Source organism: Lacinutrix venerupis, from assembly GCF_001971745.1.
Taxonomy (GTDB): Bacteria; Bacteroidota; Bacteroidia; order Flavobacteriales; family Flavobacteriaceae; genus Lacinutrix; species Lacinutrix venerupis.
Genome location: NZ_CP019352.1, coordinates 1,506,838 through 1,531,972, shown reverse-complemented (window position 1 = coordinate 1,531,972; position 25,135 = coordinate 1,506,838). Strand labels below are relative to the sequence as shown.

Annotated in this window: 18 protein-coding genes; 13 read left to right on the top strand and 5 right to left on the bottom strand. The window is 31.3% G+C overall.

Going from position 1 to position 25,135, the window contains the following annotated elements; translation table 11 throughout:
* The first annotated feature begins 17 nt into the window (after nucleotides 1-17).
* From ggt to BWR22_RS06780, 3 genes are all read left to right on the top strand, one after another.
* Nucleotides 18-1,718 (top strand): gamma-glutamyltransferase, encoded by a 1,701-nt coding sequence (ggt, locus tag BWR22_RS06790; protein WP_076732865.1) that lies wholly within the window; start codon nucleotides 18-20, stop codon nucleotides 1,716-1,718.
* An 82-nt stretch (nucleotides 1,719-1,800) separates the two neighbouring features.
* On the top strand, nucleotides 1,801-7,425 hold the full coding sequence (locus tag BWR22_RS06785) for a lectin-like domain-containing protein (RefSeq protein ID WP_076732863.1): 5,625 nt from the start codon (nucleotides 1,801-1,803) through the stop codon (nucleotides 7,423-7,425).
* Nucleotides 7,426-7,467: 42 nt separating this feature from the next.
* Nucleotides 7,468-8,205: a hypothetical protein gene (locus BWR22_RS06780; protein ID WP_076732861.1), complete on the top strand. Its 738-nt coding sequence runs from the start codon at nucleotides 7,468-7,470 to the stop codon at nucleotides 8,203-8,205.
* A 13-nt stretch (nucleotides 8,206-8,218) separates the two neighbouring features.
* Here the strand turns inward: BWR22_RS06780 and BWR22_RS06775 are convergent, their stop codons facing one another.
* Nucleotides 8,219-8,746 carry a hypothetical protein gene (locus tag BWR22_RS06775; protein WP_076732860.1) on the bottom strand — a complete coding sequence of 176 codons (528 nt, stop codon included), beginning with the start codon at nucleotides 8,744-8,746 and terminating at the stop codon, nucleotides 8,219-8,221.
* Between the two features lie 247 nt (nucleotides 8,747-8,993).
* Between BWR22_RS06775 and uvrA the strand changes: the two genes are divergently transcribed.
* The 4 genes from uvrA to BWR22_RS06760 all read left to right on the top strand — a co-directional run bounded on the left by uvrA (nucleotide 8,994) and on the right by BWR22_RS06760 (nucleotide 14,326).
* Entirely contained in the window at nucleotides 8,994-11,825 is a 2,832-nt protein-coding gene (uvrA, locus tag BWR22_RS06770) for an excinuclease ABC subunit UvrA (protein WP_076732859.1), read from the top strand.
* Between the two features lie 103 nt (nucleotides 11,826-11,928).
* Nucleotides 11,929-12,096 carry a lmo0937 family membrane protein gene (locus BWR22_RS14340; protein WP_121053090.1) on the top strand — a complete coding sequence of 56 codons (168 nt, stop codon included), beginning with the start codon at nucleotides 11,929-11,931 and terminating at the stop codon, nucleotides 12,094-12,096.
* A 106-nt stretch (nucleotides 12,097-12,202) separates the two neighbouring features.
* On the top strand, nucleotides 12,203-12,967 hold the full coding sequence (locus BWR22_RS06765; protein WP_076732857.1) for a TIGR02757 family protein: 765 nt from the start codon (nucleotides 12,203-12,205) through the stop codon (nucleotides 12,965-12,967).
* Nucleotides 12,968-13,114: 147 nt separating this feature from the next.
* Entirely contained in the window at nucleotides 13,115-14,326 is a 1,212-nt protein-coding gene (locus BWR22_RS06760; RefSeq protein WP_076732855.1) for a sensor histidine kinase, read from the top strand.
* 87 nt (nucleotides 14,327-14,413) lie between these two features.
* On the opposite strand, the gene BWR22_RS06755 is transcribed toward BWR22_RS06760, so the two are convergent.
* Both BWR22_RS06755 and BWR22_RS06750 read right to left on the bottom strand, forming a co-directional pair.
* Entirely contained in the window at nucleotides 14,414-14,728 is a 315-nt protein-coding gene (locus BWR22_RS06755; RefSeq protein WP_156875581.1) for a DUF6799 domain-containing protein, read from the bottom strand.
* A gap of 109 nt (nucleotides 14,729-14,837) precedes the next feature.
* Nucleotides 14,838-16,745 carry a M61 family metallopeptidase gene (locus BWR22_RS06750; protein ID WP_076732852.1) on the bottom strand — a complete coding sequence of 636 codons (1,908 nt, stop codon included), beginning with the start codon at nucleotides 16,743-16,745 and terminating at the stop codon, nucleotides 14,838-14,840.
* 129 nt (nucleotides 16,746-16,874) lie between these two features.
* Between BWR22_RS06750 and BWR22_RS06745 the strand changes: the two genes are divergently transcribed.
* The 5 genes from BWR22_RS06745 to BWR22_RS06725 all read left to right on the top strand — a co-directional run bounded on the left by BWR22_RS06745 (nucleotide 16,875) and on the right by BWR22_RS06725 (nucleotide 22,209).
* A complete protein-coding gene (locus BWR22_RS06745) occupies nucleotides 16,875-17,882 on the top strand; it encodes a glycosyltransferase (protein WP_076732850.1) in 1,008 nt (335 codons plus the stop codon).
* A gap of 52 nt (nucleotides 17,883-17,934) precedes the next feature.
* On the top strand, nucleotides 17,935-19,863 hold the full coding sequence (locus BWR22_RS06740) for a vWA domain-containing protein (RefSeq protein WP_076732848.1): 1,929 nt from the start codon (nucleotides 17,935-17,937) through the stop codon (nucleotides 19,861-19,863).
* Nucleotides 19,860-21,110 (top strand): dihydroorotase, encoded by a 1,251-nt coding sequence (locus BWR22_RS06735; RefSeq protein ID WP_076732846.1) that lies wholly within the window; start codon nucleotides 19,860-19,862, stop codon nucleotides 21,108-21,110. Before BWR22_RS06740 ends, BWR22_RS06735 begins: the two co-directional genes overlap by 4 nt.
* Before the next feature lie 111 nt (nucleotides 21,111-21,221).
* Nucleotides 21,222-21,554: a hypothetical protein gene (locus BWR22_RS06730; RefSeq protein WP_076732845.1), complete on the top strand. Its 333-nt coding sequence runs from the start codon at nucleotides 21,222-21,224 to the stop codon at nucleotides 21,552-21,554.
* Between the two features lie 7 nt (nucleotides 21,555-21,561).
* Nucleotides 21,562-22,209, top strand: a complete 648-nt coding sequence (locus BWR22_RS06725; protein ID WP_076732843.1) for an alpha/beta hydrolase — start codon at nucleotides 21,562-21,564, stop codon at nucleotides 22,207-22,209.
* Here BWR22_RS06725 and BWR22_RS06720 read toward each other — a convergent pair.
* Nucleotides 22,206-22,706, bottom strand: a complete 501-nt coding sequence (locus tag BWR22_RS06720) for a hydrolase (RefSeq protein WP_076732842.1) — start codon at nucleotides 22,704-22,706, stop codon at nucleotides 22,206-22,208. The genes BWR22_RS06725 and BWR22_RS06720 overlap by 4 nt on opposite strands.
* 31 nt (nucleotides 22,707-22,737) lie before the next feature.
* Nucleotides 22,738-23,505, bottom strand: a complete 768-nt coding sequence (locus BWR22_RS06715; protein ID WP_076732840.1) for an MBL fold metallo-hydrolase — start codon at nucleotides 23,503-23,505, stop codon at nucleotides 22,738-22,740.
* A 91-nt stretch (nucleotides 23,506-23,596) separates the two neighbouring features.
* Between BWR22_RS06715 and BWR22_RS06710 the strand changes: the two genes are divergently transcribed.
* Complete coding sequence (locus BWR22_RS06710) at nucleotides 23,597-25,051, top strand: nicotinate-nucleotide adenylyltransferase (protein ID WP_076732838.1); 1,455 nt, start codon at nucleotides 23,597-23,599, stop codon at nucleotides 25,049-25,051.
* Nucleotides 25,052-25,135: the final 84 nt, after the last annotated feature.

Here is a 25,135-nt window from a genome sequence, read left to right as displayed (position 1 = left end):
TAAAAACGTAAAAGCTCATGAAATTAAAAAATATAGCAATATTATTCTTTCTATTTCTTATTATTATTTCATGTAAAAAACAAAATAATAAACAAGTTCCTGTTCGCGGCTTAATAACAGAAAAAGCAATGGTAGTTTCTGCAAGAGCTGAAGCATCAAAAATTGGAAAGCAAATTTTAGCACAAGGCGGAAATGCTTTTGATGCAATGATGGCTACAGACTTAGCATTAGCTGTAGCTTACCCATATGCAGGAAATCTTGGTGGTGGCGGTTTTATGGTGTATAGATTAAATAATGGTGAAATTGGCGCATTAGATTATAGAGAAAAAGCACCTTTAGCAGCAACAAAAAACATGTATTTAGATTCTTTAGGAAATATTATTCCAGAGTTAAGTACACGTGGCGCAATGGCAGTTGGTGTTCCAGGAACTGTAGCTGGCGTTTTTGAAGCACAAAAAAAGTTTGGAATACTTCCTATAGAGTCCATTATTAAACCTGTTATTAATCTAGCAAAAAAAGGAATTGTAGTAACCAAAAAACAAGAAGCTAGATTTACCGAAAAACGTGAAGATTTTCTAAAAACTAATAAAGACACTATTTTATTTGCAAAACACTGGAAAGCAAAAGATACCATCGTTCAAAATAATTTAGCAAACACACTTTCTGCCATTATGAAAAATGGTCCAGATGAATTTTACAAAGGTACTTCTGCAAAAATTCTAGCTAAATTTATTCAAGAAAATGGTGGCATTATAACTGAAAAAGATTTAGCAAGCTACAAAGCAAATTGGCGTACACCTATTACATTTAATTACGACGATTTAAAAATTATCTCTATGTCTCCACCATCAAGCGGAGGTATTGCAATGGCTCAAATATTAAAATCTGTTGAAAGTTTTAATTTAAGTAAATTAGGCCATAATTCTACAGAGTTTATTCAAGTTTTAGCTGAAGCTGAACGTCGCGCTTATGCTGATAGAAGTTTTTATTTAGGTGATCCTGATTTTATTAAAATACCACAAAGTAAATTAATAAGTGATGCGTATTTAAAAGATAGAATGAAGAATTTTTCATTTGAAAAAGCTACACCTTCATCTACAGTTTCTCATGGTAATGTTGATATTATTGAAAGTGATGAAACCACCCACTACTCTATTATCGATCAATTTGGAAATGCCATTTCTGTAACAACTACTTTAAATTCGGGATATGGTTCTAAACTATACTGCGAAGAATTAGGCTTCTTTTTAAATAATGAAATGGACGATTTTTCAAGTAAACCTGGCGTTCCAAATGTATATGGTTTAATTGGTGCCGAAGCTAATGCTATTTTACCAGAAAAACGTATGTTAAGCTCTATGACACCAACCATAGTAGAAAAAAATGGGAAGTTATTAATGAGCGTTGGCACTCCTGGAGGTTCAACAATTATTACTTCGGTTTTACAAACTATTTTAAATGTGCATGAATTTAATATGACAATGCAAGAAGCCGTAGAAGCTGCACGTTTTCACCATCAATGGTTACCAGACGAAATTAGAATGGAACCCAACCGTTTTAATAAAAAAACGATAAAGTCTCTAGAAAAGAAAGGTTATATTATTAACGAAGAACGCTCACCTGTTATTGGTATTGTAGATGGCATTTTAGTATGGCCAGATGGCACACTAGAAGGAGGTGCAGATTCGCGAGGAGATGATGCAGCTGATGGTTTTTAGAAATTTATAAACTATCAAAAAAACAACCGTATATTCTTTTTTAAATTACTTTAGTAGCTTATTCAAATTCTGTATAGAAATTATGACACCTAAATTTTACTCAAAATTCTATTTTATAATTGTATTATTTTTTTTCATTTCACAACAAGTCCTAGCTCAATTAGCTCCTTCTTTAGTTGGAAACACAATAGACTTAGGAGGCGATTGCTATCAAATTACTGCAAATTCTAACACACAACTTGGAGCTGTGTGGTTTAATAATACTATAAATTTAAATAATGATTTTGATATTATTTTTGATGCAAATTTTGGTAGTAATGATTCTAATGGTGCAGATGGAATTGTTTTTGCTTTAAAAACTTCTGCCAATGCAGAAGTAGGAATTGGCGGTGGAGGATTAGGATATGGAGGCATTGATAATTCTATGGCAGTTGAATTTGACACATGGCAAAATAATGATAGAAATGATCCTTTTTCAGATCATGTTGCCATAATTTCTAATGGTATTACAAACCATACGGGAGCAACATCTTTATTTGCACCTGTTAATGCTTCTGCTACTTCAGCAAATATAGAAGATGGCAATCCTCATGAAGTTAAAATTACTTGGAGAGCAGCTACACAAGAGTTTAGAGTTATTTTCGATTGTAACGAAAGAATTTTATATACTGCAGATATTGTTAATTCAGTTTTTAATGGTAACTCAAATGTGTTTTTTGGTTTTACTGGATCTACTGGTGGAGCTTCAAATCTTCAAACTGTTTGTTTTAAAAATCTTTCTTTTGTAAATGAAATTCTATTAGAAAATCAAACAATTTGTTCTGGAAACTCTATAAATTCTATTGATGCTACTTATGATGGAGCAACAAATTATTTATGGTCTCCTGCCACAGGTGTAAGCGATGTTACTATACCTAATCCTATATTTTCTCCTACAACAAATACAACTTATACTGTTCAAGTTACAGATGCGTGTGCTGAAATTATTTCCGAATCATTTGATATAACAATATTACCAGACTCAAATGCTAATGTAATTGCAACAACAAACACTATATGCTCTGGCCAAGACGCCATTTTCACCATTACCGGAGACGCTGGCAATGTTGTAGACTACAATATTAACGGTGGCGGTACAGTGCAAGTAACACTAGATGCAGCAGGACAAGGTGTTGTTACCGTTGCAGGAGCTACAACAGACCAAACCATAACTTTAGAAGCTGTTACCAATCCATCTACAACATGTACAACAACATTAACAGATACTGAAACAGTTACTATTGGAGCAAATCCAACCATTACAAGTTTAACAACAAACACAGATATTTGTTCTGGAGCAGATGCTATTTTTACTATAGATGCCACTGCCGATGATGTTATAGACTATACTATTAATGGAGGCGCAACACAACAAGTTGTTGTAGATGCTACAGGTCAAGCTATTGTAACCATTACAGCAGCAACTGTAGACCAAACTATAGTTTTAGAAGCTATTACAAACCCAATAACTATGTGTAGTAGCATACTAACAGATACAGACACTGTTACGGTAATAGCTAACCCAACAGTAGCATTAGCGAGTAATGATGAAGTATGTATAGGTGAAGATGCTGTATTTACTATAACCGGTACACCAGGAGATATTGTAGATTACAATATTAATGGTGGCGGTACAGTACAAGTAACACTTGACGCAGCAGGAGAATCTGTTATTACTATAGCAGCTCCAGCAGTAGACCAAGAAATGACTTTAGAAGCTGTAAATAACCCAGCTACAACGTGTACAAGTCCTTTAACAACATCTAATACAGTGGTAGTAAATCCGCTACCAACAGCCATAGCACCAACCACTTTAGAAGTTTGTGACGATGGTACACCAGACGGTTTAACAGAGATTGATTTAACCATAAAAAATAATGAAATTACCGGAGGCAATCCAGCCTATGCCGTAACCTATTATTTTGATCAAGCCGATGCCGATGCACAAAGCAATCCGTTACCAAGCCAATACACAAACATTAGTAACCCACAAACCATTGTAGCCGGTGTTTTAAATGTAAACACCAACTGTTACACAACCACAACTTTAGAGTTAGCAGTAGAACAAGCACCAGTAGCCTTTACACCAACACCTCTAGAGCATTGCGATCCAGATAGTGATGGGTTTGGAGTCTTTACACTAACCGATGCCGAAGCAGAAATTACAGGAGGCGCTACAGGATTAGATGTAACTTACCATGAAACCATGGCCGATGCAGACAATAATGTAAACCCAATAACAGGCGATTATAATAATATTGTAGCCAACACACAAACCATATATGTACGTGTAGAAAGCACAACAATAGCAACCGACTGTGCTACCTTTGTAGAGCTAGTATTAATCGTTAACCCAGAACCACAAATTATTACACCAGCAAATTTAACACCATTAGAAGTTTGTGATGATGATGCCGATGGATTTGCAAGTTTCGATTTAACTGTTAAAGAGCCAGAAGTATTAAATCTTTTAGATGGTGATGCCACTAACGATTTAGACCCAACATTATACACCATTACTTACTACCAAACACAAGCCAATGCCGAGGCACCAAACAATGCCATAGCTACACCAAACGCTTATGTAAACACCACTGCCGATATGGACAGTGTATGGATACGTGTAGAAGACAATGCTACAGGTTGCTATAAAACCATAGAGCTAGAACTTATCGTTAATCCGTTACCAGTATTAGCACAAGCCGCATCATTAAATTTATGTGATGTTAATAATCCAGGAGACGAGTTAGAAGCCTTTACATTAGAAGATGCTAATGCCGATATTTTAGCAGGACAAACCGGTATCACCTTAACCTATTTTAGCACACAAATAGGCGCAGAAACCAACGATCCAGCCGACCAAATATTTAGTCCATACACAAACACTGCAAATGCACAAACCATTTATGTATTAGGAACAAATAATGTAACAGGCTGTAGTAGCATTACTACTTTTGATATTAGAGTAAACCCACTACCATCACCAGTAGCAATGCCAGCGGTAGTAGAAGAATGTGATGATGATAACGATGGATTTGCACTGTTCGATTTAGACGCACAAACAGTAATAATAGAAAACGGAGAGCCAGACGTTACCACAACCTATTACGAAACGCAAGACGATGCTATGAATGGAATCAATCCATTAAGTAGCCCGTATGCCAATATTGTACAGTTTAACCAAACGGTTTATGCCTTTGTACAAAACGATTTAACCAGCTGTTACACTATAGTAGAATTACCATTATCGGTAATACCATCTCCAGTAGTACCAATAGCAATTGAAGATTATGTAATTTGTGATGCCGATAACGATGGTACTGCTCAATTTGATTTTGATGCCGTTATCAATCCACAAATTTTTGCAAACGGACAAACACCAGCAGATTTCACCTTAACATACCACACCACACAAGCAGGAGCCGATAGTGGTAACAACCCAATAGTAAACACGAGTAACTATACCAATGTTACCAATCCACAAACCATTTACATTCGCTTAGTAAGCAATGCTAATGGCTGTGTTACCACAGGAAGTTTTGTTATTCGCGTGGAATTCCCACCAGTAATCGATGCTAATTATGACAATTTATTATCACAATGTGATGATTTAGATGCCGATTATATGGAAGCTAATAATGGTTTCACTTTCTTCGATTTAACGGTAGAAGATATAGAAATCACCGGACCAATGAATGTAAGTTGGATAGTTACCTATTACGAAACCATGGCCGATGCGCAAGCCGATACGAATGCCATTCCAGATCCAACAGCGTACCAGAATACCATGACAGGTCCACAAACCTTATACGTAAGAGTGACCGATAATGATACCGGTTGTTTCAGTTTTACAACCGTAACCATCCGTGTATTAAACAATCCATCACCAACACCAGATCCAGAAGATTTAGAACTGTGTGACGATGTTGATATTGTAGGACCAAACGATATGCTAGAGACTTTCGATTTAACACAAAACGAAGCCACTATTATTAATGGAGAATTAGGAGTAACCGCAAGTTATTACCTATCACAAGACGATGCTATTATGGGTAACAATGCTATAGCAGACCCAAGCATGCATATTAACGAAGATCCAGCAAATCCAGGAGTTGCTGTTACACCACAAACCATTTATGTGCGCTTAACCAACGGTACAGACCCAACAGGATTAGGCGGTACAGGATGCTACAGTTTAGTGAGTTTCAATATTATTGTAAACCCATTACCAGTAGTAACACCAGTAGAAGACTATGTGATTTGTGAATTAAATACAGACAACGTTGCAGACTTTGATTTAACAACAATGACAGCAGCCATATTAAACGGTCAAGATCCAGCCATCTTCACGGTAACCTACCATGAAACACAAGCTGAAGCCGATGCAGGTATTAATGATTTAGCAATAAGTGGCGATTACACTAACACTAGTGATCCACAAACCATTTACGTTAATATTACCAATACCGTAACCGGATGCGATACCACAGCACTTACCTTTAATTTAGTAGTAGACGAAGCAGCACAAGCCAATCCAGTTGGAGGTCCAATTGTATACGAAGCCTGTGATGACACAATGGAGTTTGATGGAGACACGACAAACGACACTACTGTTTTCGATTTAACCACTCAAAACGCAGATGTATTAGACGGTCAAGATCCAGCAGATTACACTGTAACGTATTACGAAACACAAGCCGATGCAGATGCAGGTATCAATCCATTACCATTTACTTACACTAACACGGTTAACCCACAAGTTATTATTGTAAGAGTAGATAATGATTTAATGATAAACGATCCTGCCAATCCAGGAACGATGATAGACAGTTCATCATGTTACGAGACTGCAGAAATTACCTTACAGGTTAATCCAATGCCATCGTTTATGTTAGACAGTGCATACTTATTATGTATTAACACTAATGGCAGCGAGGTTATAAACTCACCAGTAATAGATACCGGTTTAGATCCTTCACAATATACTTTTGAGTGGACTTTAGATGGTGCAGTATTACCAAACGAGACCTCAGAATTTATAGAACCAACACAAGGCGGAACTTATGGTGTAGTGGCAACAGATAATGCTACAGGATGTTCAAACGACGAAGTAACCACTTTAGTTACCGTAAGCGAGCCACCAGTACTAGAAGCAGAGGTAACAACATTGGCCTTTGCAGAGCAGCATGATATTTTAGTAACCGCAACAGGTACCACTAGCACATCTATAGCCGAATACGAATTTAGTTTAGATGGAGGCGATTGGGAATTAGGCACACAAAACACTGCGGGTGCTTATGTATACACCTTCTCTGATGTTGCAGCAGGAGAACATACTATAACGGTAAGAGACACACAAGGTTGTGGAGAAAGCACAACAACAATAACAGTTATGGACTATCCATTGTACTTTACACCAAATGACGATGGTTACCATGACACGTGGAATATTTACGATATAGGCCGTCAAGCAGATGCTGTAATCTATATTTTTGATCGTTATGGTAAACTCTTAAAACAGTTAAGTCCATTAGGCGAAGGTTGGGATGGTACTTATAATGGTAACCCAATGCCAACTAGCGATTACTGGTTTACTGTAGAATATAGAGAACCTAATAATCCTACGGTTAAGAAACAATTTAAAGCACACTTTACTTTAAAACGATAAATAAGAAAATCTTAAATTTCAATTATTTTCTATAATATAAATATGAGAAAAAAGAAAAAATTAACGCCAAAAAGAATTCTAAAAATAATAATAGGAGTAATTGTATTTTTTACATTACCAACACTCCTACTCTACGGTTTTCTTTATTTTAAATACAACGAAGCGTTACCAGTTGGCAAAGAAGCTGGTTCAGAAACTTTAGCATTAAAAATGCTAAATGCTTTAAATTATGAAGCATATAAATCTACCGATTATATAGAATGGACGTTAAAAAAACGTCATCATTTTAAATGGAATAAAGCTGAAAACACCTGCGAAGTCTATTGGAAAAACTATAAAGTAAATTTAGATTTAAACGATAGTTCAAAAAGCGAAGTGTTTAAAAATGATATAAAAATTGAAGGAGAAAACAGTAAAGAACTTATTGAAAAAGCAATCTTTTATTTTAATAATGACTCTTTTTGGTTAGTTGCACCTTATAAGGTTTTTGATGATGGTACACAGCGAACTATAGTTACTTTAGAAAACGGAGAAGAAGCTCTTTTAGTAACCTATAATTCTGGTGGCTCTACTCCAGGAGATTCTTATTTATGGCATTTAGATAACACAGGAAAACCAAAAAGCTTCCAAATGTGGACTTCCATTTTACCAATAGATGGACTAGAAGCGACTTGGAGTGATTGGACAATAACTAAAACTGGAGCGATGTTACCAACGTTTCATAAATTTATGATTTTAGGTATTGAGATTGAAGGAATAAAAACTTCTCAGTCTCAGTAAACAGCCTGTAAACTTACTTACTCTTCTGCCCTACAAACTGTTGCTCCTTGACCTTAAATAACACATTAAAAGTAGTTAAACTTCCATAGCATCGCGTAATATATTGCTGTAAGTCTATTTTCTCTTGTTCGTCTAGATTTTTACTAGAATTAATTTTTTGTTCCATAACACGTAGCCTATCTCGAACCATCGTTATTTTATGAAAAAAATCATTAATTTTAATTTCTTTACTTTTTAAATTAGTATCTGCTGGTTCTAAAATAAGCTTTCCACCTTTCCATTTATCTCCAATATGTACAACCTCACTAACATCGCTATATTTTTTTAGTAAACGCATAAAACTCTGCTCAACATCAAAAAAACTAACCGTATCTACTTCATTTTCTGCAGCTTCAATTACTTCTATCTCTTCATTTAATGCGATTGTTTCTAATCCGTTATCTATAAAAGTTACCCAATATTGCTGGCTATCAACATTCGTTATTACACCTTTACCGTATTCGTTATAGCTAATTCTTGAGCCTATTCCTAATATTTTCATTTCTATATATTTTTATTATTTACTAAAATTTATTGTCCTATTCAAATAAGTAAATAAAACTGCTTTATTCACATTCTTATTCATTAAAATTATTTTGAAGTGACATAATTTTAAAATCGAATTTATAAATTAAATACCAAATCGTCTATCTATTTTAATAAAATCCTAACTAAATGAGCTTAAAAATGAACGCTAAAAACCGTAACTTCGCAAATCTGTTTTAAAACAGCAATATTTAGCTATTTATATGACGAATTTTGAAGAAAACATTGTGGTAAAAGGTGCCAGAGTTCATAATTTAAAAAATCTCGATGTTACTATTCCGCGAGAAAAATTAGTAGTAATTACTGGTTTATCTGGAAGTGGAAAATCATCGCTTGCTTTCGATACTATTTATGCCGAAGGACAACGTCGTTATATTGAAACATTTTCGGCGTATGCCAGACAATTTTTGGGTGGCTTAGAACGCCCAGATGTCGATAAAATTGATGGACTTTCTCCTGTTATTGCTATCGAGCAAAAAACAACAAGTAAATCGCCACGATCTACAGTTGGAACTATAACAGAAATTTACGATTTTTTAAGACTACTTTATGCCCGTGCCAGTGATGCCTACAGTTTTAATACTGGCGAAAAAATGGTAAGCTATAGCGACGAGCAAATAAAATCTCTAATTATTGAAAGCTATAAAGGCAAAAAAATAAATATCTTATCGCCTGTCGTGCGTTCTCGTAAAGGTCATTATCGTGAATTATTCGAGCAAATTGCAAAGCAAGGCTTTGTAAAAGTAAGAACAGATGGTGAAATAAAAGATTTAGTAAAAGGAATGAAACTAGATCGTTATAAAAATCATGATATTGAAATTGTAATAGATAGACTTAAGATTGATGATAAAATTGCTAACGATAAGCGCTTAGATGAAACCATAAATACAGCAATGTACCATGGTGACGATGTGTTAATGGTTATAGATCAAGACACTCAAAAAGCACGTTATTTTAGTAGAAATTTAATGTGTCCTACTTCGGGAATATCGTATCCAAATCCTGAACCAAATAATTTTTCATTTAACTCACCAAAAGGTGCATGTCCTAATTGTAATGGTATTGGAAACTTATACCAAGTAAACGAAAATAAAATTATTCCAGACGATTCTTTATCTATTAAAAATGGTGCTTTGGCACCTCATGGACCAGAAAAGAAAAGTTGGATTTTTAAGCAATTGCAACTTATTGCAGAGCGTTTTAATTTTAAACTAACAGACGCCTATAAAAATATCCCAAAAGAAGCTAAACAAATTATTTTATACGGTGGTAACGATAAATTTTCTGTTGAAAGTAAAACTTTAGGTATTACAAGAGATTATAAAATTGATTTTGAAGGTGTCGCTAATTTTATAGACAACCAATATAAAAATGCAGAATCTACATCCTTAAAACGCTGGGCAAAAGAATATATGGACAAAGTAAATTGTCCTGTTTGCGAAGGTTCTAGATTACGTAAAGAATCTTTATATTTTAAAGTAGCAGGTAAAAACATTGCGGAATTAGCGAATAAAGATATTGTTGACTTAGCAGAATGGTTTCAAGATTTAGAAAAAAACCTTTCGAAAAAACAAATTAAAATTGCCGAAGAAATAATTAAGGAAATACGAGCTAGACTTCAATTTTTGTTAGATGTTGGTCTTAATTATCTTTCTTTAAACCGAAATTCAAAATCGCTTTCTGGTGGTGAGGCACAACGTATTCGTTTAGCCACTCAAATTGGTTCGCAATTAGTAGGTGTTTTATATATATTAGATGAACCTAGTATTGGTTTACACCAACGCGATAATGAAAAACTTATAAATTCTTTAGTTTCACTTAGAGATATTGGAAACTCCGTAATTGTTGTTGAACATGATAAAGACATGATAGAAAGTGCAGATCATGTTATTGATATAGGTCCGCGAGCTGGAAAACATGGCGGCGAAATTATAAGTCAAGGCACTCCAAAACAACTATTAAAAGAAAATACACTAACAGCACAATACTTAAACGGTAAAAAAGAAATTGAAATTCCTAAAAAACGTCGTGAAGGTAACGGGAAATTTATTGAATTAAAAGGCTGCACTGGTAATAACTTAAAAAATGTATCGGTAAAATTTCCTCTAGGAAAAATGATAGGAGTTACAGGAGTTTCTGGTAGTGGAAAATCTACATTAATTAACGAAACACTCTATCCCATACTTAATGCCTATTATTTTAATGGTGTAAAAAAACCAATGCCATATAAAAGCATAAAAGGTTTAGAACACTGCGATAAAGTTATAGATATAAACCAATCTCCTATTGGTAGGACACCACGTAGTAATCCTGCAACCTATACCGGAACATTTGGAGAAATAAGAAGTTTATTTGCTAAAATACCAGAAGCTATGATTAGAGGCTATAAACCTGGAAGATTTAGCTTTAATGTTGCTGGTGGACGTTGTGAGACTTGTAAAGGTGGAGGATTACGTGTTATTGAAATGAATTTTCTTCCAGATGTTTACGTAGAGTGCGAAACATGCCAAGGTAAACGTTTTAATAGAGAAACATTAGAAATTAGATATAAAGGAAAAAGCATTAGTGATGTCCTAGACATGACTATTAATGAAGCTGTAGAGTATTTTGAAAATATTCCTAAAATTTATAGAAAACTAAAAACCATACAAGATGTAGGTTTAGGTTACATTACTCTAGGACAACAAAGTACAACTCTTTCTGGAGGAGAAGCACAACGCATTAAATTAGCTACAGAACTAAGCAAACGAGATACAGGAAATACTTTTTATATTTTAGACGAACCTACAACCGGTTTGCATTTTGAAGATATTCGAGTACTAATGATTGTTTTAAACAAATTAGCAGATAAAGGTAATACTGTGTTAATTATAGAACATAATCTAGACGTAATAAAAACAGTAGATCATATTATAGATGTTGGTTACGAAGGTGGACAAGGTGGTGGTAAAATTATTGTAGAAGGAACTCCAGAACAAGTTGCAAAACATAAAAAAAGTCATACCGCTAAATTTCTTAAAAAAGAATTAAAATAGTTTTTGCTTTAAAATAAGAGATAATAGCTTTATAAGTTTATTAACACAAGAGCGTCATAAAAATTCTTAAGTTAGTTATTATTAACCATTAAACTATATTATTATGAGAAGTATTCTTTGGCTTGTAGCCGTAATTTGTATTATTGTATGGCTTCTAGGATTTTTAGGAGTTATGCCTGGAATGAGTGGAAACAGTTTAATTCACATTCTATTAGTTATAGCTGTAATAGTTATTCTTTACAATATTATATCAGGTAGAAAACCATTATAAAAATAATTATAACATATTAAATAAAGGTAACCGTAAATGGTTACCTTTTTTATTTTCATTAAAATTATAAATCACTATTCTTGTAAAACATATTTAAGTTATAATGATGAATAAAAAAGAACTTAAAGAATTTTTAGACGCAAAAGTAGAACAATACAATAGGCCAGATTTTATAACTAGCGATCCAATACAAATTCCTCACCGTTTTAGTAAAAAAGAAGACATTGAAATTGCAGGCTTTTTAAGTGCTACTATTGCTTGGGGCAATAGAAAAAGCATTATAAATAATGCAAATAGAATGATGCAATTACTTGATAATTCTCCTTATGATTTTATAATAAACCATCAAGAACAGGATTTAGAGAAATTAGAACCTTTTGTACATAGAACATTTAATGGCTTAGATTTTATAACGTTTATAAAAAGCCTTAAGCATATTTACAAAAACCATAATGGATTAGAAGCTATATTTGCAACCCATGCCGAAAATGATTCTTTACAAAAAGCAATTCACTTTTTTAAACAGTCTTTTTTCGAAATTGAACATTTGCAACGTACACAAAAACACGTAAGCGACCCATTAAAAAATTCTGCAGCAAAAAGAATTAACATGTTTTTACGCTGGATGGTAAGAAACGACAATACTGGAGTAGATTTTGGTATTTGGAAAACATTATCACCATCACAATTATCTTGTCCGTTAGATGTGCATTCTGGCAATGTAGCAAGAAAACTAGGTTTATTACAACGCAAAAAAAATGATGGTAAAGCTTTAACAGAACTAGATAATGCATTAAGAAAAATGGATAAAAACGATCCTGTTAAATATGATTTTGCATTATTTGGATTAGGTGTGTTTGAAGGTTTTTAATAATTAATAAAACCTTTTTTTAACTCATTAAATATTTTAAAGCGAAACTCATATATAATTTTATTAACTTTGAATTTAGCATAAAAACTAAACTTAGTTATTTAAACTAGTTTAAATAATATTTAATAATTTTTAACACTAGTACTTTTGATAACTCCAAGGTTTCCAAAAAATGAGTCAGCCCGATTAAAAGCAGTAAAATCTTATCAGCTTTTAGATACACTTCCAGAGGAAGATTTTGATAATATAACAAATTTAGTTTCAAATTTAATTGATGTTCCTATTTCATTAATTACATTACTTGATGCTGAAAGAAATTTTTTAAAATCTCATTATGGAATTCCTTTTAACGAGGCTCCTAGAGACACCTCTTTTTGTGGTCACGCAATTTTAAGCGAAAATGATTTATTTGAAATTAAAGACGCACGTTTAGACCCAAGATTTGAAAACAATCCATTAGTAAAAGAACATAACGCTATATTTTATGCTGGTGCTCCTTTAATAAATTCTGACGGTTTTCCTTTAGGCACATTATGTATTTTCGATTCTAAACCTAGAGTATTAAGTAATAAACAAAAAAAATCGCTTGTTATACTTGCTAAACAGGTAGTGCAATTATTTGAATTAAGAAAAAACAACTTAGAACTTAGAGAAGTTAGAGAAGAATTAAAATTTCAAAATAATAATCTTAAAAATTTTGCAGGACATGTTTCTCATGATATGAAAATGCCTTTAGCAAACATGATTGTTACAACAGATATTTTAAAGAAAAAGTATGGCGATAGACTAGATGATAAAGCTTTACAGTATTTAACTAATTTAAAACGTTCTTCTTTTTCATTAAGCGAGTATATATCTAATTTATTAGACCATTACGAAAGCGATAAAACCGATAATACTGTTGATTCTTTTTACTTAAATCATTTATTAGAAGATCTTGTAGACTTATTGCAAATAAATACAAATTGTCATATTAATTTTCCCGAAGATGATGTAGAGATAATATGTAACCGTGTTGCTTTAGAACAAATTTTACTAAATCTAATTGGTAACAGTTTAAAATATAATGATAAAGAGCATACAATAATTGATATTTCTTGTACTATTAAAGATGAATTTTATAACTTTTCTGTTACAGATAATGGCGTTGGTATTCCTGAAGACAAATTAGAAACCGTTTTTAATTTATTCTCGACAGTTGGTAACTTAGACAGGAATGGCAATAAGGGCCATGGTATTGGCTTATCTACAGTTAAAAACTTAGTAAAATCTTTAGGTGGAACTATTATGGTAACTTCTAAAATTGGAGAAAGCACCACTTTTAGTTTTACAGTTGTAAAGCCAGAAGTTTTTGATTAATTATAAATATATTTTTTTGAAAAATTATAAATAAAAAAAGCCCAATTAACATTGCTAATTGGGCTTTTTTATATGGTAAAAGAAATTTTACTTCTTTCTTTCTTTTAAAATTTTCTTAGTTAAATCTAATTGAGTATTATATTTTTTACCACTCATACCCAAACATTCTCCATCGGATAATTTCATGTTTTTTTTGTCTTTAATATAAGTACCGTCAGTTTTAACAACTGTTCCATCGTTTAGTTTTAACTCTTCATTTAGTGGCTTAACACCATCATTATGGTAATAAAACACTTTTTCATTTAGTAAAATTACATAATCACTATCAACAGGCTTATCTTGTGCTATTGCAGTGCTAATACTCATTAAGAATAAAAAACTCATTAAAATTAACTTCTTCATTGTATATTATTTTAAATTAATTCGTGTATTATTATATCTAAAGATACTAAAAAATACTTCGATACAATTTTATAATCAATTTTTGTACCGAAGTATGAATTGCTTTATTTTATCCTTTTAACCAAGCTTCACGTAATGCATTTTGCTTTGCTGTAGCATTTGGGTCTATAGCTAAACTAGAACCTGTAGTATAAGATTGTGTTAATGTAGTTTTTACTACTATTTCTTCTCCATTTCTGTCTAGTCTTACATCAACCTCTCTACCTGGTTTCCACATGTACACTTCTGTTAGTATTTGCTGTGCGCTTGCCATGTTTAACTCTTTTCCATCTACTGTTTTAATAACATCTCCTGGTAAAACACCGTTTTCTGCCCAGAAACTATTGTCTTTTACAGCTTCAGAAAAAGGAATTGTCATGGTTGCCATATCTGGTGCAAATATTAAAGTTCCTTCATTTTGTATATAGCTTGTTTTTACTTTAGATTCTGTTAATACTAAACCAGCTTTTGCAAAAAAGTCGTTGTAGTTAATTGGCGTATTACCAACAACGTGTGTGTTTAAAAATTCACCAACAGAAGGATATGTCATTGCTGTTATTTCGGCAATTAAATTATCATCTTCAAAAGGTTTATTTTTACCATATTTTAATGATAATTCTTTCATTAAAGATAAAATACCTCTATTTCCATTACTTTCTTCTCTCATTAAAATATCTATACACATACCAATTAATGCTCCTTTTTGGTACACATTTAAGTATTGTGGTGCATAAGCATCTTCTAATATGTTTTCACTCATTTCAGTAAAACTCATACTATCGTTCATTGCAGAAGCTGCTTTTATTTTACCCATTATTTTTGTGTAAAACTCCTCTTCTTCTACTAGATCTTGATTAACTTGAAATAATGTTGCAAAATATTCTGTTACACCTTCATACATCCATAAATGCTTAGAAAATGTTGGTTGATTATAATCAAAATAATGTACATCTTCAGAATGCACACTTAAAGGTGTTACAATATGAAAAAACTCATGAGAAACAACATCTATCATACTTGCAGATAATGCATCAAAAGGCATAGATTCTGGTAAAACAACAACTGTAGAAGTATGGTGTTCTAAAGCTCCAAAACCTTTTGGAGATTCTTCTTTTCCTTCAGATAAATATAAATAAATATCATAACGAGGTGTTGTATTAATATCTCCTAAATATGTTTTTTGCGCTTCCATCATTTTTTGCATAACTGCTTTAATTTTTTCGGCAGAATGTACATTGTTTGGAGAGTATACACTTAAAACAATTTTTATATCTCCAACTTGAAATTCTTCGACATCTAAAGCTCCATAAAACATTGGATTATCTGTAATATCAAAATATCTTGGCGCGAAATAGGTGGTTGTCATAGTTAAACCATCCTCATTCATTTTTGTTTCTGTCTCTTGTAAAGCAGATGTTTTTAGCATAGTTTTAGGTGCAGTAACATTTAAATTGTATTGCGCCGTTTTTAAACTATCAAAATACCCAACAAAGCCATGTAAGTTTAATACATAATTTGTAGTTTCAATATTAGTTCCTGCAGGAGAAAATGGTACTTCTTTACCAATTCCACCACCTTGAGTTTCCATATCGAAAGTATCGTTTACATTATACATTATCATGTCTAAATTAGTAGCATTACTAATTGTCCATGTGTTTGTATCTGTTTTTACAACTGGCAGCTCGTTTCCTTTGTAATCTATAGCTTTAAAATCGTCTACATATTTTCCAAAATCACTAACAGAGTATGTTCCTTGTACTACTCTTGGCAATCTATATGTTACAGTTTCTGTAGTAAAACGTCCAGGATTAATTGTTACTGGCGCTTTATCATCAACTACTTTACTTAAATTTAAACTAGTTTCAATAGGATTTAAAGAGGCTAAATCGTTTTTAGATTTTTCACCTGCTGTTTTGGTAGCATTACATCCTACTAGAAGTATTCCTGCAAATGCAACACTAAATAAATGTTTTTTCATTGTTTTGATTTTATATTAATGGTCTTAAAAACGGTAAGACGCTCAAAGTTACAATGTGTTACAAATACAAATTGTAAAATTATGTTAATATCTGTTAAATAAAAACACCCAGAATACTATCTTGCAGCAATGCAGCAACCACTAATTAGTATACTAATTCCATTTAAAAACACCGAATTATTTCTTGGTGAATGTTTAGACTCTATTATTAACCAAACATATTCTAATTGGGAACTACTAATTATAGACGACAACTCTACAGATAATAGTTATAGTTTAGTTGAGAGTTATACTAAAAAGGACACGCGTATTAAGCTTTTTAAAAATGAAGGTTCCGGTATAATTAATGCATTAAAATTAGCTTTTTCAAAGTCTAAAGGCACTTATATTACTAGAATGGATAGCGACGATATTATGCCAAATATTAAGCTAGAAACACTTTTAAAAAATTTACAACAACACGGTAAATGCTATATAGCAACTGGTTTAGTAAGTTATTTTTCTGCAGAAGGTATTAGTGATGGTTATAGAAAATATGAGACTTGGTTAAATAAACTTACAAGCAAAGGCACCAATTATTCTGAAATTTATAAAGAATGTGTTATACCATCTCCCTGTTGGATGATTTCTAGAGAAGATTTATTAAATATTGATGCATTTAATCCAACACGTTATCCTGAAGATTACGATTTAACTTTTAGGTTTTACCAAGCCAATTATAAAATTATACCTTGCAACCAAACGCTACATTTTTGGAGAGACTATGGAACAAGAGCTTCGAGAACCGATGCAAATTATGCAGAAAATAGTTTTATAGATATTAAACTTTATTATTTTTTAAAGTTAGATTATAATAAAGAGCAACCTTTAGTTATTTGGGGAGCAGGAAATAAGGGCAAAGCTATTGCTAGAAAACTAAATGCTTTAAATATACCTTTTTATTGGATTTGCGATAACCCTAAAAAAATTGGTAAACATATTTACAATGTTGAAATGAAACCGTTTCAATATTTAGAAACTTTAAAACACTTTCAATGTATTGTAAGTGTAGCTAATAACGAAGAACAACAAACAATTAGAGCTTACTTTTTAAAGCTAAACAAAAAATCTATGACAGATTATTTTTTCTTTTGTTAAAGCTTTACATATTTCAGTATTAGTTTTTATATTTGCCTAATCAAAATTAGCAATGCAGTTTAAACATCCAGAACTTCTTTACGCCTTATTATTACTGCTAATCCCAATTATTGTTCATTTATTTCAATTACGTAAATTTCAAAAGGAAGCTTTTACCAATGTAGCATTTTTAAAAAAAGTAACTTTACAAACCCGTAAAAGTGCACAAATAAAAAAATGGTTAACTTTATTTACTAGAATGTGTATTCTTGCTGCAATAGTTATTGCTTTTGCACAACCATTTACTTCTAAAAACAATACATTTAACACCACATCTGAAACTGTAATTTACCTAGATAATTCCTTTAGTATGCAAGCAAAAGGTAGTAAAGGAGAACTACTTAAACGAGCTGTTAGCGATATTATTAGCAATATTCCAGAAGATGAAAACATTTCGCTTATTACAAATGATAATAGCTATAGAAACACTACTATAAAAGCAATTACTAACGATTTATTAAACCTAAACTACTCTACCAACCAATTACCTTACGAAGCAGCTTTACTAAAAAGTAAAAAGTATTTTACTAAAAAAATTAGTTCTACTAAAAACCTAGTGTTTATAAGCGATTTTCAACAAAAAAACGCTAATTTTCCTACTAAAGCAGATGAAACTGCAACACTTAATTTAGTACAATTAAAGCCTGTTAACCAGAATAACATAACTATAGATAGTGTATATATTTCTAAAAGAAACCCAAGTAATTTAGAGCTAACGGTAAGTTTAAAAAACAGCGGTAATAGTTTAGAAAATTTACCAGTATCTATTTATAATAACGATAATCTTTTAACAAAATCATCAGTTAAAATTACAGATAAAGCTACCACAGTTTTTACATTACCTATAAACGAACGTATTAATGGAAAAGTAGTAATCGACGATGCAAACCTTCAATTTGATAATACTCTCTACTTTAATATAAATAATAATTCTAAAATAAATGTTCTAGCTATTAACGAAAATAACGATGAATTTTTAAAAAACATTTATACAGAAAAAGAATTTAATTATAAATCAACCGCATTTAATCAATTAAATTATGGAGATATTTCTAATCAAAATCTTATTATATTAAACGAATTAAATAGCATTCCAAACTCATTAGTTACAGCTTTAAAAGCATTTACAAGTAATAATGGAATTTTAGTAATAATACCTTCTCAAGATATAGATATTGAAAGTTACAATAACCTACTATTAAATTATAGTTTTGGTACTTTTTCTGCACTTTCTAAAACCGAAAAACGCCTAACAACAATTAATTACTCTCACCCTTTATATAGTGATGGTGTCTTTGAAAAACAAGTATCTAATTTTCAATACCCAAAAATTAATACTTTTTATCCTCAAACTTTAGCTAACGCTTCTGCAGTACTACAATTTGAAGATGGAAAACCATTTCTATCAGAACATAATAATGCTTTTGTATTTTCTTCATCATTAAACAGAGAAAATTCAAATTTTCAAGACATTAATTTAATTGTCCCAACGTTTTACAACATCTCAAAACGCAGTTTACAACTCTCGAATTTGTATTATACTACTGGTAAAGAAAACACTTTCGATGTGGTAACAAACTTACAACAAGATGCTGTTTTAACTTTAGAAAACAATAACGCTACTATAATACCGCAACAACAATATTTTAATAACAAAGTTGCTATTACAACCAACGAAACTCCAGAAAAAGCAGGTATATATAATATTAAAAATAACACTGAAATTTTACAAAGCGTAAGCTATAATTACAATAGAGATGAAAGCAACCTTGTATATCAAAGTTTTTCAAATCTAGATAATTTTGCAGTTAGCAATTCTATTTCAGAAGTTTTTAATAACATAAAAAATGATAATAAAGTAAACGAGCTATGGAAATGGTTTGTTATTTTAGCATTAATACTTTTAGTTTTTGAAATGCTCATATTAAAATATTTTAAATGAACGTACTAATAAAATCGGCAACAATAATTGATTCTAAGAGTGATTTTCATAACACTACTCAAGACCTTTTAATAGAAAAAGGTAAGATTTCTAAAATTGGAAAATCTATTAAAAACACTAACAATTATAAAGAAATAAACTTAGAGAATTTACATATTTCTCAAGGTTGGTTTGATAGTAGTGTATGCTTTGGAGAACCAGGATTTGAAGACAGAGAGACTATAGAAAACGGATTAAAAACTGCCGCAAAATCTGGTTTTACATCTGTGGTCATGCAAGCAAATACACAACCAGTAATAGATACAAATTCTGCCATTACTTTTGTTAATATGAAAGCCCAAAACAATGTGGTAAATTTACTACCTATGGGCGCATTAACTAGAAATAGTGATGGTGTAGATTTGGCAGAATTATTCGATATGAAATCTGCTGGTGCAATAGCATTTTCAGATTATAAAAAACCAATAGCAAATCCTAATTTACTTAAAATTGCTTTGCAATACGCCAGTAATTTTAATGGTTTAGTTTGTTCATTTCCACAAGAAAATAGAATTTCTGGACAAGGCGTTATGAACGAGAATATAACAAGTACAACGTTAGGTTTAAAAGGCAATCCAAGCTTGGCAGAAGCTTTACAAGTAGCTAGAGATTTGTATTTATTAGAATACACAGGAGGAAAATTACATATTCCAACTATTTCTACAGCAGAATCTGTTGCCCTAATTAGAAATGCTAAACAAAAAAAATTAGACGTTACATGTAGTGTAGCAATTCATAATTTATGCTTAACAGATAAAGAATTAGAAGATTTTGATACGCATTACAAAGTACTCCCTCCATTAAGAACACAAAGCGATTTAGATGCTTTAATCGAAGGCTTAAAAGACGGGACTATAGATATGGTTACTAGTGACCACAATCCTATTACTATTGAAGGCAAAAAAGTAGAGTTTGATTATGCTGACTATGGCACTATAGGGCTTGAAAGTGCTTTTGGAGCTTTACAAACATTATTTTCTACTAAAAAAACAATACAATTATTAACTAGAGGAAAAGCAAGATTTAATGTAGAACCTTCTATTATTGCAGAAGGAAATATTGCCGATTTAACGCTTTTTAATCCTGATAAGAAATATACTTTTACTACTAAAAACATTTATTCGTCATCAAAAAACAGTCTGTTTTTAGAAAAAGAATTAAAAGGAAGTGTTTATGGCATAATTGCAAATAAAAAAGTTTCCTTATAAAAATTTATGATATAAATACTTGCGTTAAGTTATCTTATTAAATAAAAAACAATTAAAAGTTAGTATAAAAAAAACTCAATTTAAATACTAACGCTGAAAATATTAACATATATGAATCAAGAAATTATTGAAGAAGGAAAAATGATGAGTGTTGTCGCTTATTTAACAATAATTGGCTCTATTATAGCATTAATTACTAATAATGATAAAAAAAATCCATTTGTAGCATTCCACGTAAGGCAAGGTTTAGGCTTATGTTTAACGTATTTGTTATTAGGCTATTTTATAGGAAGTTTTAACAGCTGGGCTATATCTATAGGTTTTTGGATTGGCTTTGGTGTTCTTTTCTTTTACGGCTTAATTGGAGCTATTACAGGAAAAATGAACGAAGTACCTTTACTTGGTCCTTTATATCAAAAAATTTTCTCAAATATTGGTAAATAAAACATAAATGACAGACTTATCTCTATATCACGTTATACGCGAATCGTCTTTAAAAGACAATGCGCCACTTTTAATATTATTTCATGGCTATGGCAGCGATGAAAACGACTTATTTTCTTTCGCTAGCGAATTACCAGAAGAATTATTTATAATTTCGGCAAGAGCGCCTTATCCTATGCAACCTTATGGTAATGCATGGTATGCTATAAATTTTGATGCCGATAAAGGAAAATGGAGTGATAATGAACAAGCTATACAATCTAGAGATTTAATTGCTAAATTTATAGATGAAACAATAGCTAAATATCCTGTAAATAAGGATAATGTTTCTCTATTAGGATTTAGTCAAGGTACAATATTAAGTTATGCTGTAGCTCTCTCCTACCCAGAGAAAATTAAAAATGTAATTGCTTTAAGTGGTTATGTTAATGAAGATTTATTTAACACTTTACCAAAAGACCATTATAAACATTTAAACTTTTATTGTTCTCATGGTTCTGTAGACCAAGTTATACCAATAGATTGGGCAAGAAAAGCTCCAGAATTTTTAACAGCTTTAGACATTAATCATAAATATTCTGAATTTCCTGTTGGACATGGAGTTGCACCACAAAATTTTTATGAGTTTAAAGAATGGTTAATTAAATTAATTTAAAGCGGATTAAGTAAAGACTCTGCCACTCTAAAATTTAATTCTCCTTTTTCATTAAGCGTATAAACTACTAGCATTTCTCCCCAAAGTTGTCCGTCTGTAAAATCGGCAATAATCCATTTATGGTTTAATACTCTAATAGAGTTTATAATTATTTTAGTTTGTGTTGTAGATGCATAAGGTACTAAAGGATGTTGTTCTCCTTCATATTCGTTTTGTGAGTATAAAGCATCTTTAACAGTAGTCATTAATTCTTCTACATTATAACCTTGATTTAAAAAGTAATCGTAAGAATGATCGTTATAATCAAAACTAAACTGAGAAAGATCGTGTATTTTATCTTTTAATGATAAAATTGAATCTTGGTACTTTATAGATTGTTTTTTATAAGTTGCAACAGTTTTGTTGCTATCATCAAATATTTTTTTCGAATTAACATAATTAAATATTAATAGTAAAACCGAAAAAATAAAAAGATACATAAAAATACGATTCTTCATAATGTATAGTAATTTTTTGAAATTTAATTTATTATTCTGAAATAGATATTTCTAAACCATCATAAGCTAAAAAAACATTATTAGGCAATTTCTGTTCAACCTCATCATGGAAACCTAATAAGTGGCTAATATGTGTTAAATATGCTTTTTTAGGTTTTAATTGAGCTATAATATCTAATGCTTCGGCTAGTGTAAAATGAGAAATATGTTCTTCTTCACGTAAAGCATTAATAACTAAAACATCTAAATTTTTAAGTTTTTGCTTTTCAGTTTCTGCTATGGTTTTCATATCTGTTAAATATGCAAAATTACCAAATCGGTAACCAAAAACAGAAAGTTTATAATGAAGTCCTTCAATAGGTATAATTTTTAAACCATCAATATTAAATGGTTCATTTTTAATTTCATTTTGAATAAGATTTGGTACTCCTGGATATTTTATTTCCGAAGTAAAAATATACTCAAAACGTTGTGTTAATTGACCTAACACACGTTTATGTGCATAAATATCTATATCTCCTTGCTTAAAAAAGAAAGGACGAATATCATCTAATCCAGCCGTATGGTCTGCATGTTCGTGAGTAAATATAACAGCGTCTATTTTTTTAGGATTAGCGCGTAACATTTGCTGCCTAAAATCCGGTCCACAATCTACAACAAATGTAGAATTTTGCCACTCTACTAATATAGAAACACGTAAACGTTTATCTTTAGGATTTTCACTTAAACATACAGGATGATTACTACCAATTACTGGAATACCTTGAGATGTGCCTGTGCCTAAAAAAGTAATTTTCAATATTAATCTTATTTGTCACAAAAGTAAGATATTTTTTTTGTTTGCTTTAGTTATTTGATACCTTTGTATGTAAGAAAAACAATGCCCATCTATGGAAATTACACTTAAAGGAGACAAGGATATTGAAAGTATTCCTTCACTAAAAGACAAAGCACTTCGCATCAATTTAAATGAGAATATTTACGGAACTTTTTCCGAAATTGGTGCTGGTCAAGAAACTGTTCGTCAATTTTTTAGAGCAGGTGGTGGATCTGGAACTATTGCCAAAGCCATGTCGGCTTACGATAAAGATTTTAGTGATGCTATTTATGGCATTGAAGACGATAAACGTTATGTTACCGAAGCACGTTTACGCAAAATGCTTGATCATGAAATTAACTTAATCGAGCAACGTATTACTAGAGATAAGCATCCTCATAAAATGTTTTTTAGCTATGCAAATACTGTAGCAACTATAGATTTTGCTAAAAAGTATAAAGGACATGGTTGGGTAGGTATAAAATACCAAGTTGATGCTTCGCAAGACGAATACAATGAAATTGTTTTACATATTCGTTTTAAAGAAAACGATGCACGTTTACAACAAGAAACTTTAGGTAAATTAGGTACAAACCTAATATATGGTGCTTTTTATAAATACAACCAACCTAGAAAATTATTACGCTATTTATACGACCATTTAGATAAAGACCAATTAGAAATAGATACTATTAACTTTTCTGGTCCTGTTTTTAAAGATGTAGATAACCGTTTAATGAGTTTACAACTTGTTAAAAATGGAATGACTGATGCGGTAATGTTTGCTCCAGATGGAAATAATGTATTGCCAGCAAGAGTACTTTATAAACGTAATATTTTAACGCTTCGTGGAAGTTTTAGACCTGTTACAAAAGTAAATATGGACATGTATAAAAAATCTTTAGACATGTTTTTAAAAGAAAATAAAGTAGACGAGGATAAGACTCAAGTAATTTTCGAAATTACTTTATCTAATTTACGTGCAGAAGGCGAAATTGATGAGCAAGATTTCATGGATCGAGCTAAACTTTTATGCTCTTTAGGTCAAACAGTATTAATCTCTAATTTCCAAGAATATTATAAGCTTGTAGAATACTTCTCTCAATATTCTAAAGCAAGAATGGGATTAGCAATGGGAGTAAACAATTTAGTAGATATTTTTGATGAAAAATACTATAGACATTTAAGTGGCGGCATACTTGAAGCTTTTGGTAAACTATTTTTTAAAGATTTACGTGTCTACCTTTATCCTATGGAAAATGAAGATGGCACACTAACAACTAGCGATAATTTAAAAGTACATCCACGTATGAAAGAGCTTTACAAGTTCTTTAAGTATAACGGAAAGGTAGTAGATATTACAGATTATGATCCTTCTACCCTAACAATCTTTTCTAGAAAAGTACTAAGTATGATTAATAAAGGTGAAGATGGTTGGCAAAAAATGCTTCCAGAAGGTGTTAGCAAATTAATTATGGAAAAAAGCTTATTTGGTTGTGAGACTGAAGAGGTTACTAACAGAAGTTAATAATAGACCACAAAAAGATTATATTTTTAAAAGTATAGATAAAAAAAAGAGCTCAATTAAAATTGAGCTCTTTTTTTAGTTTAT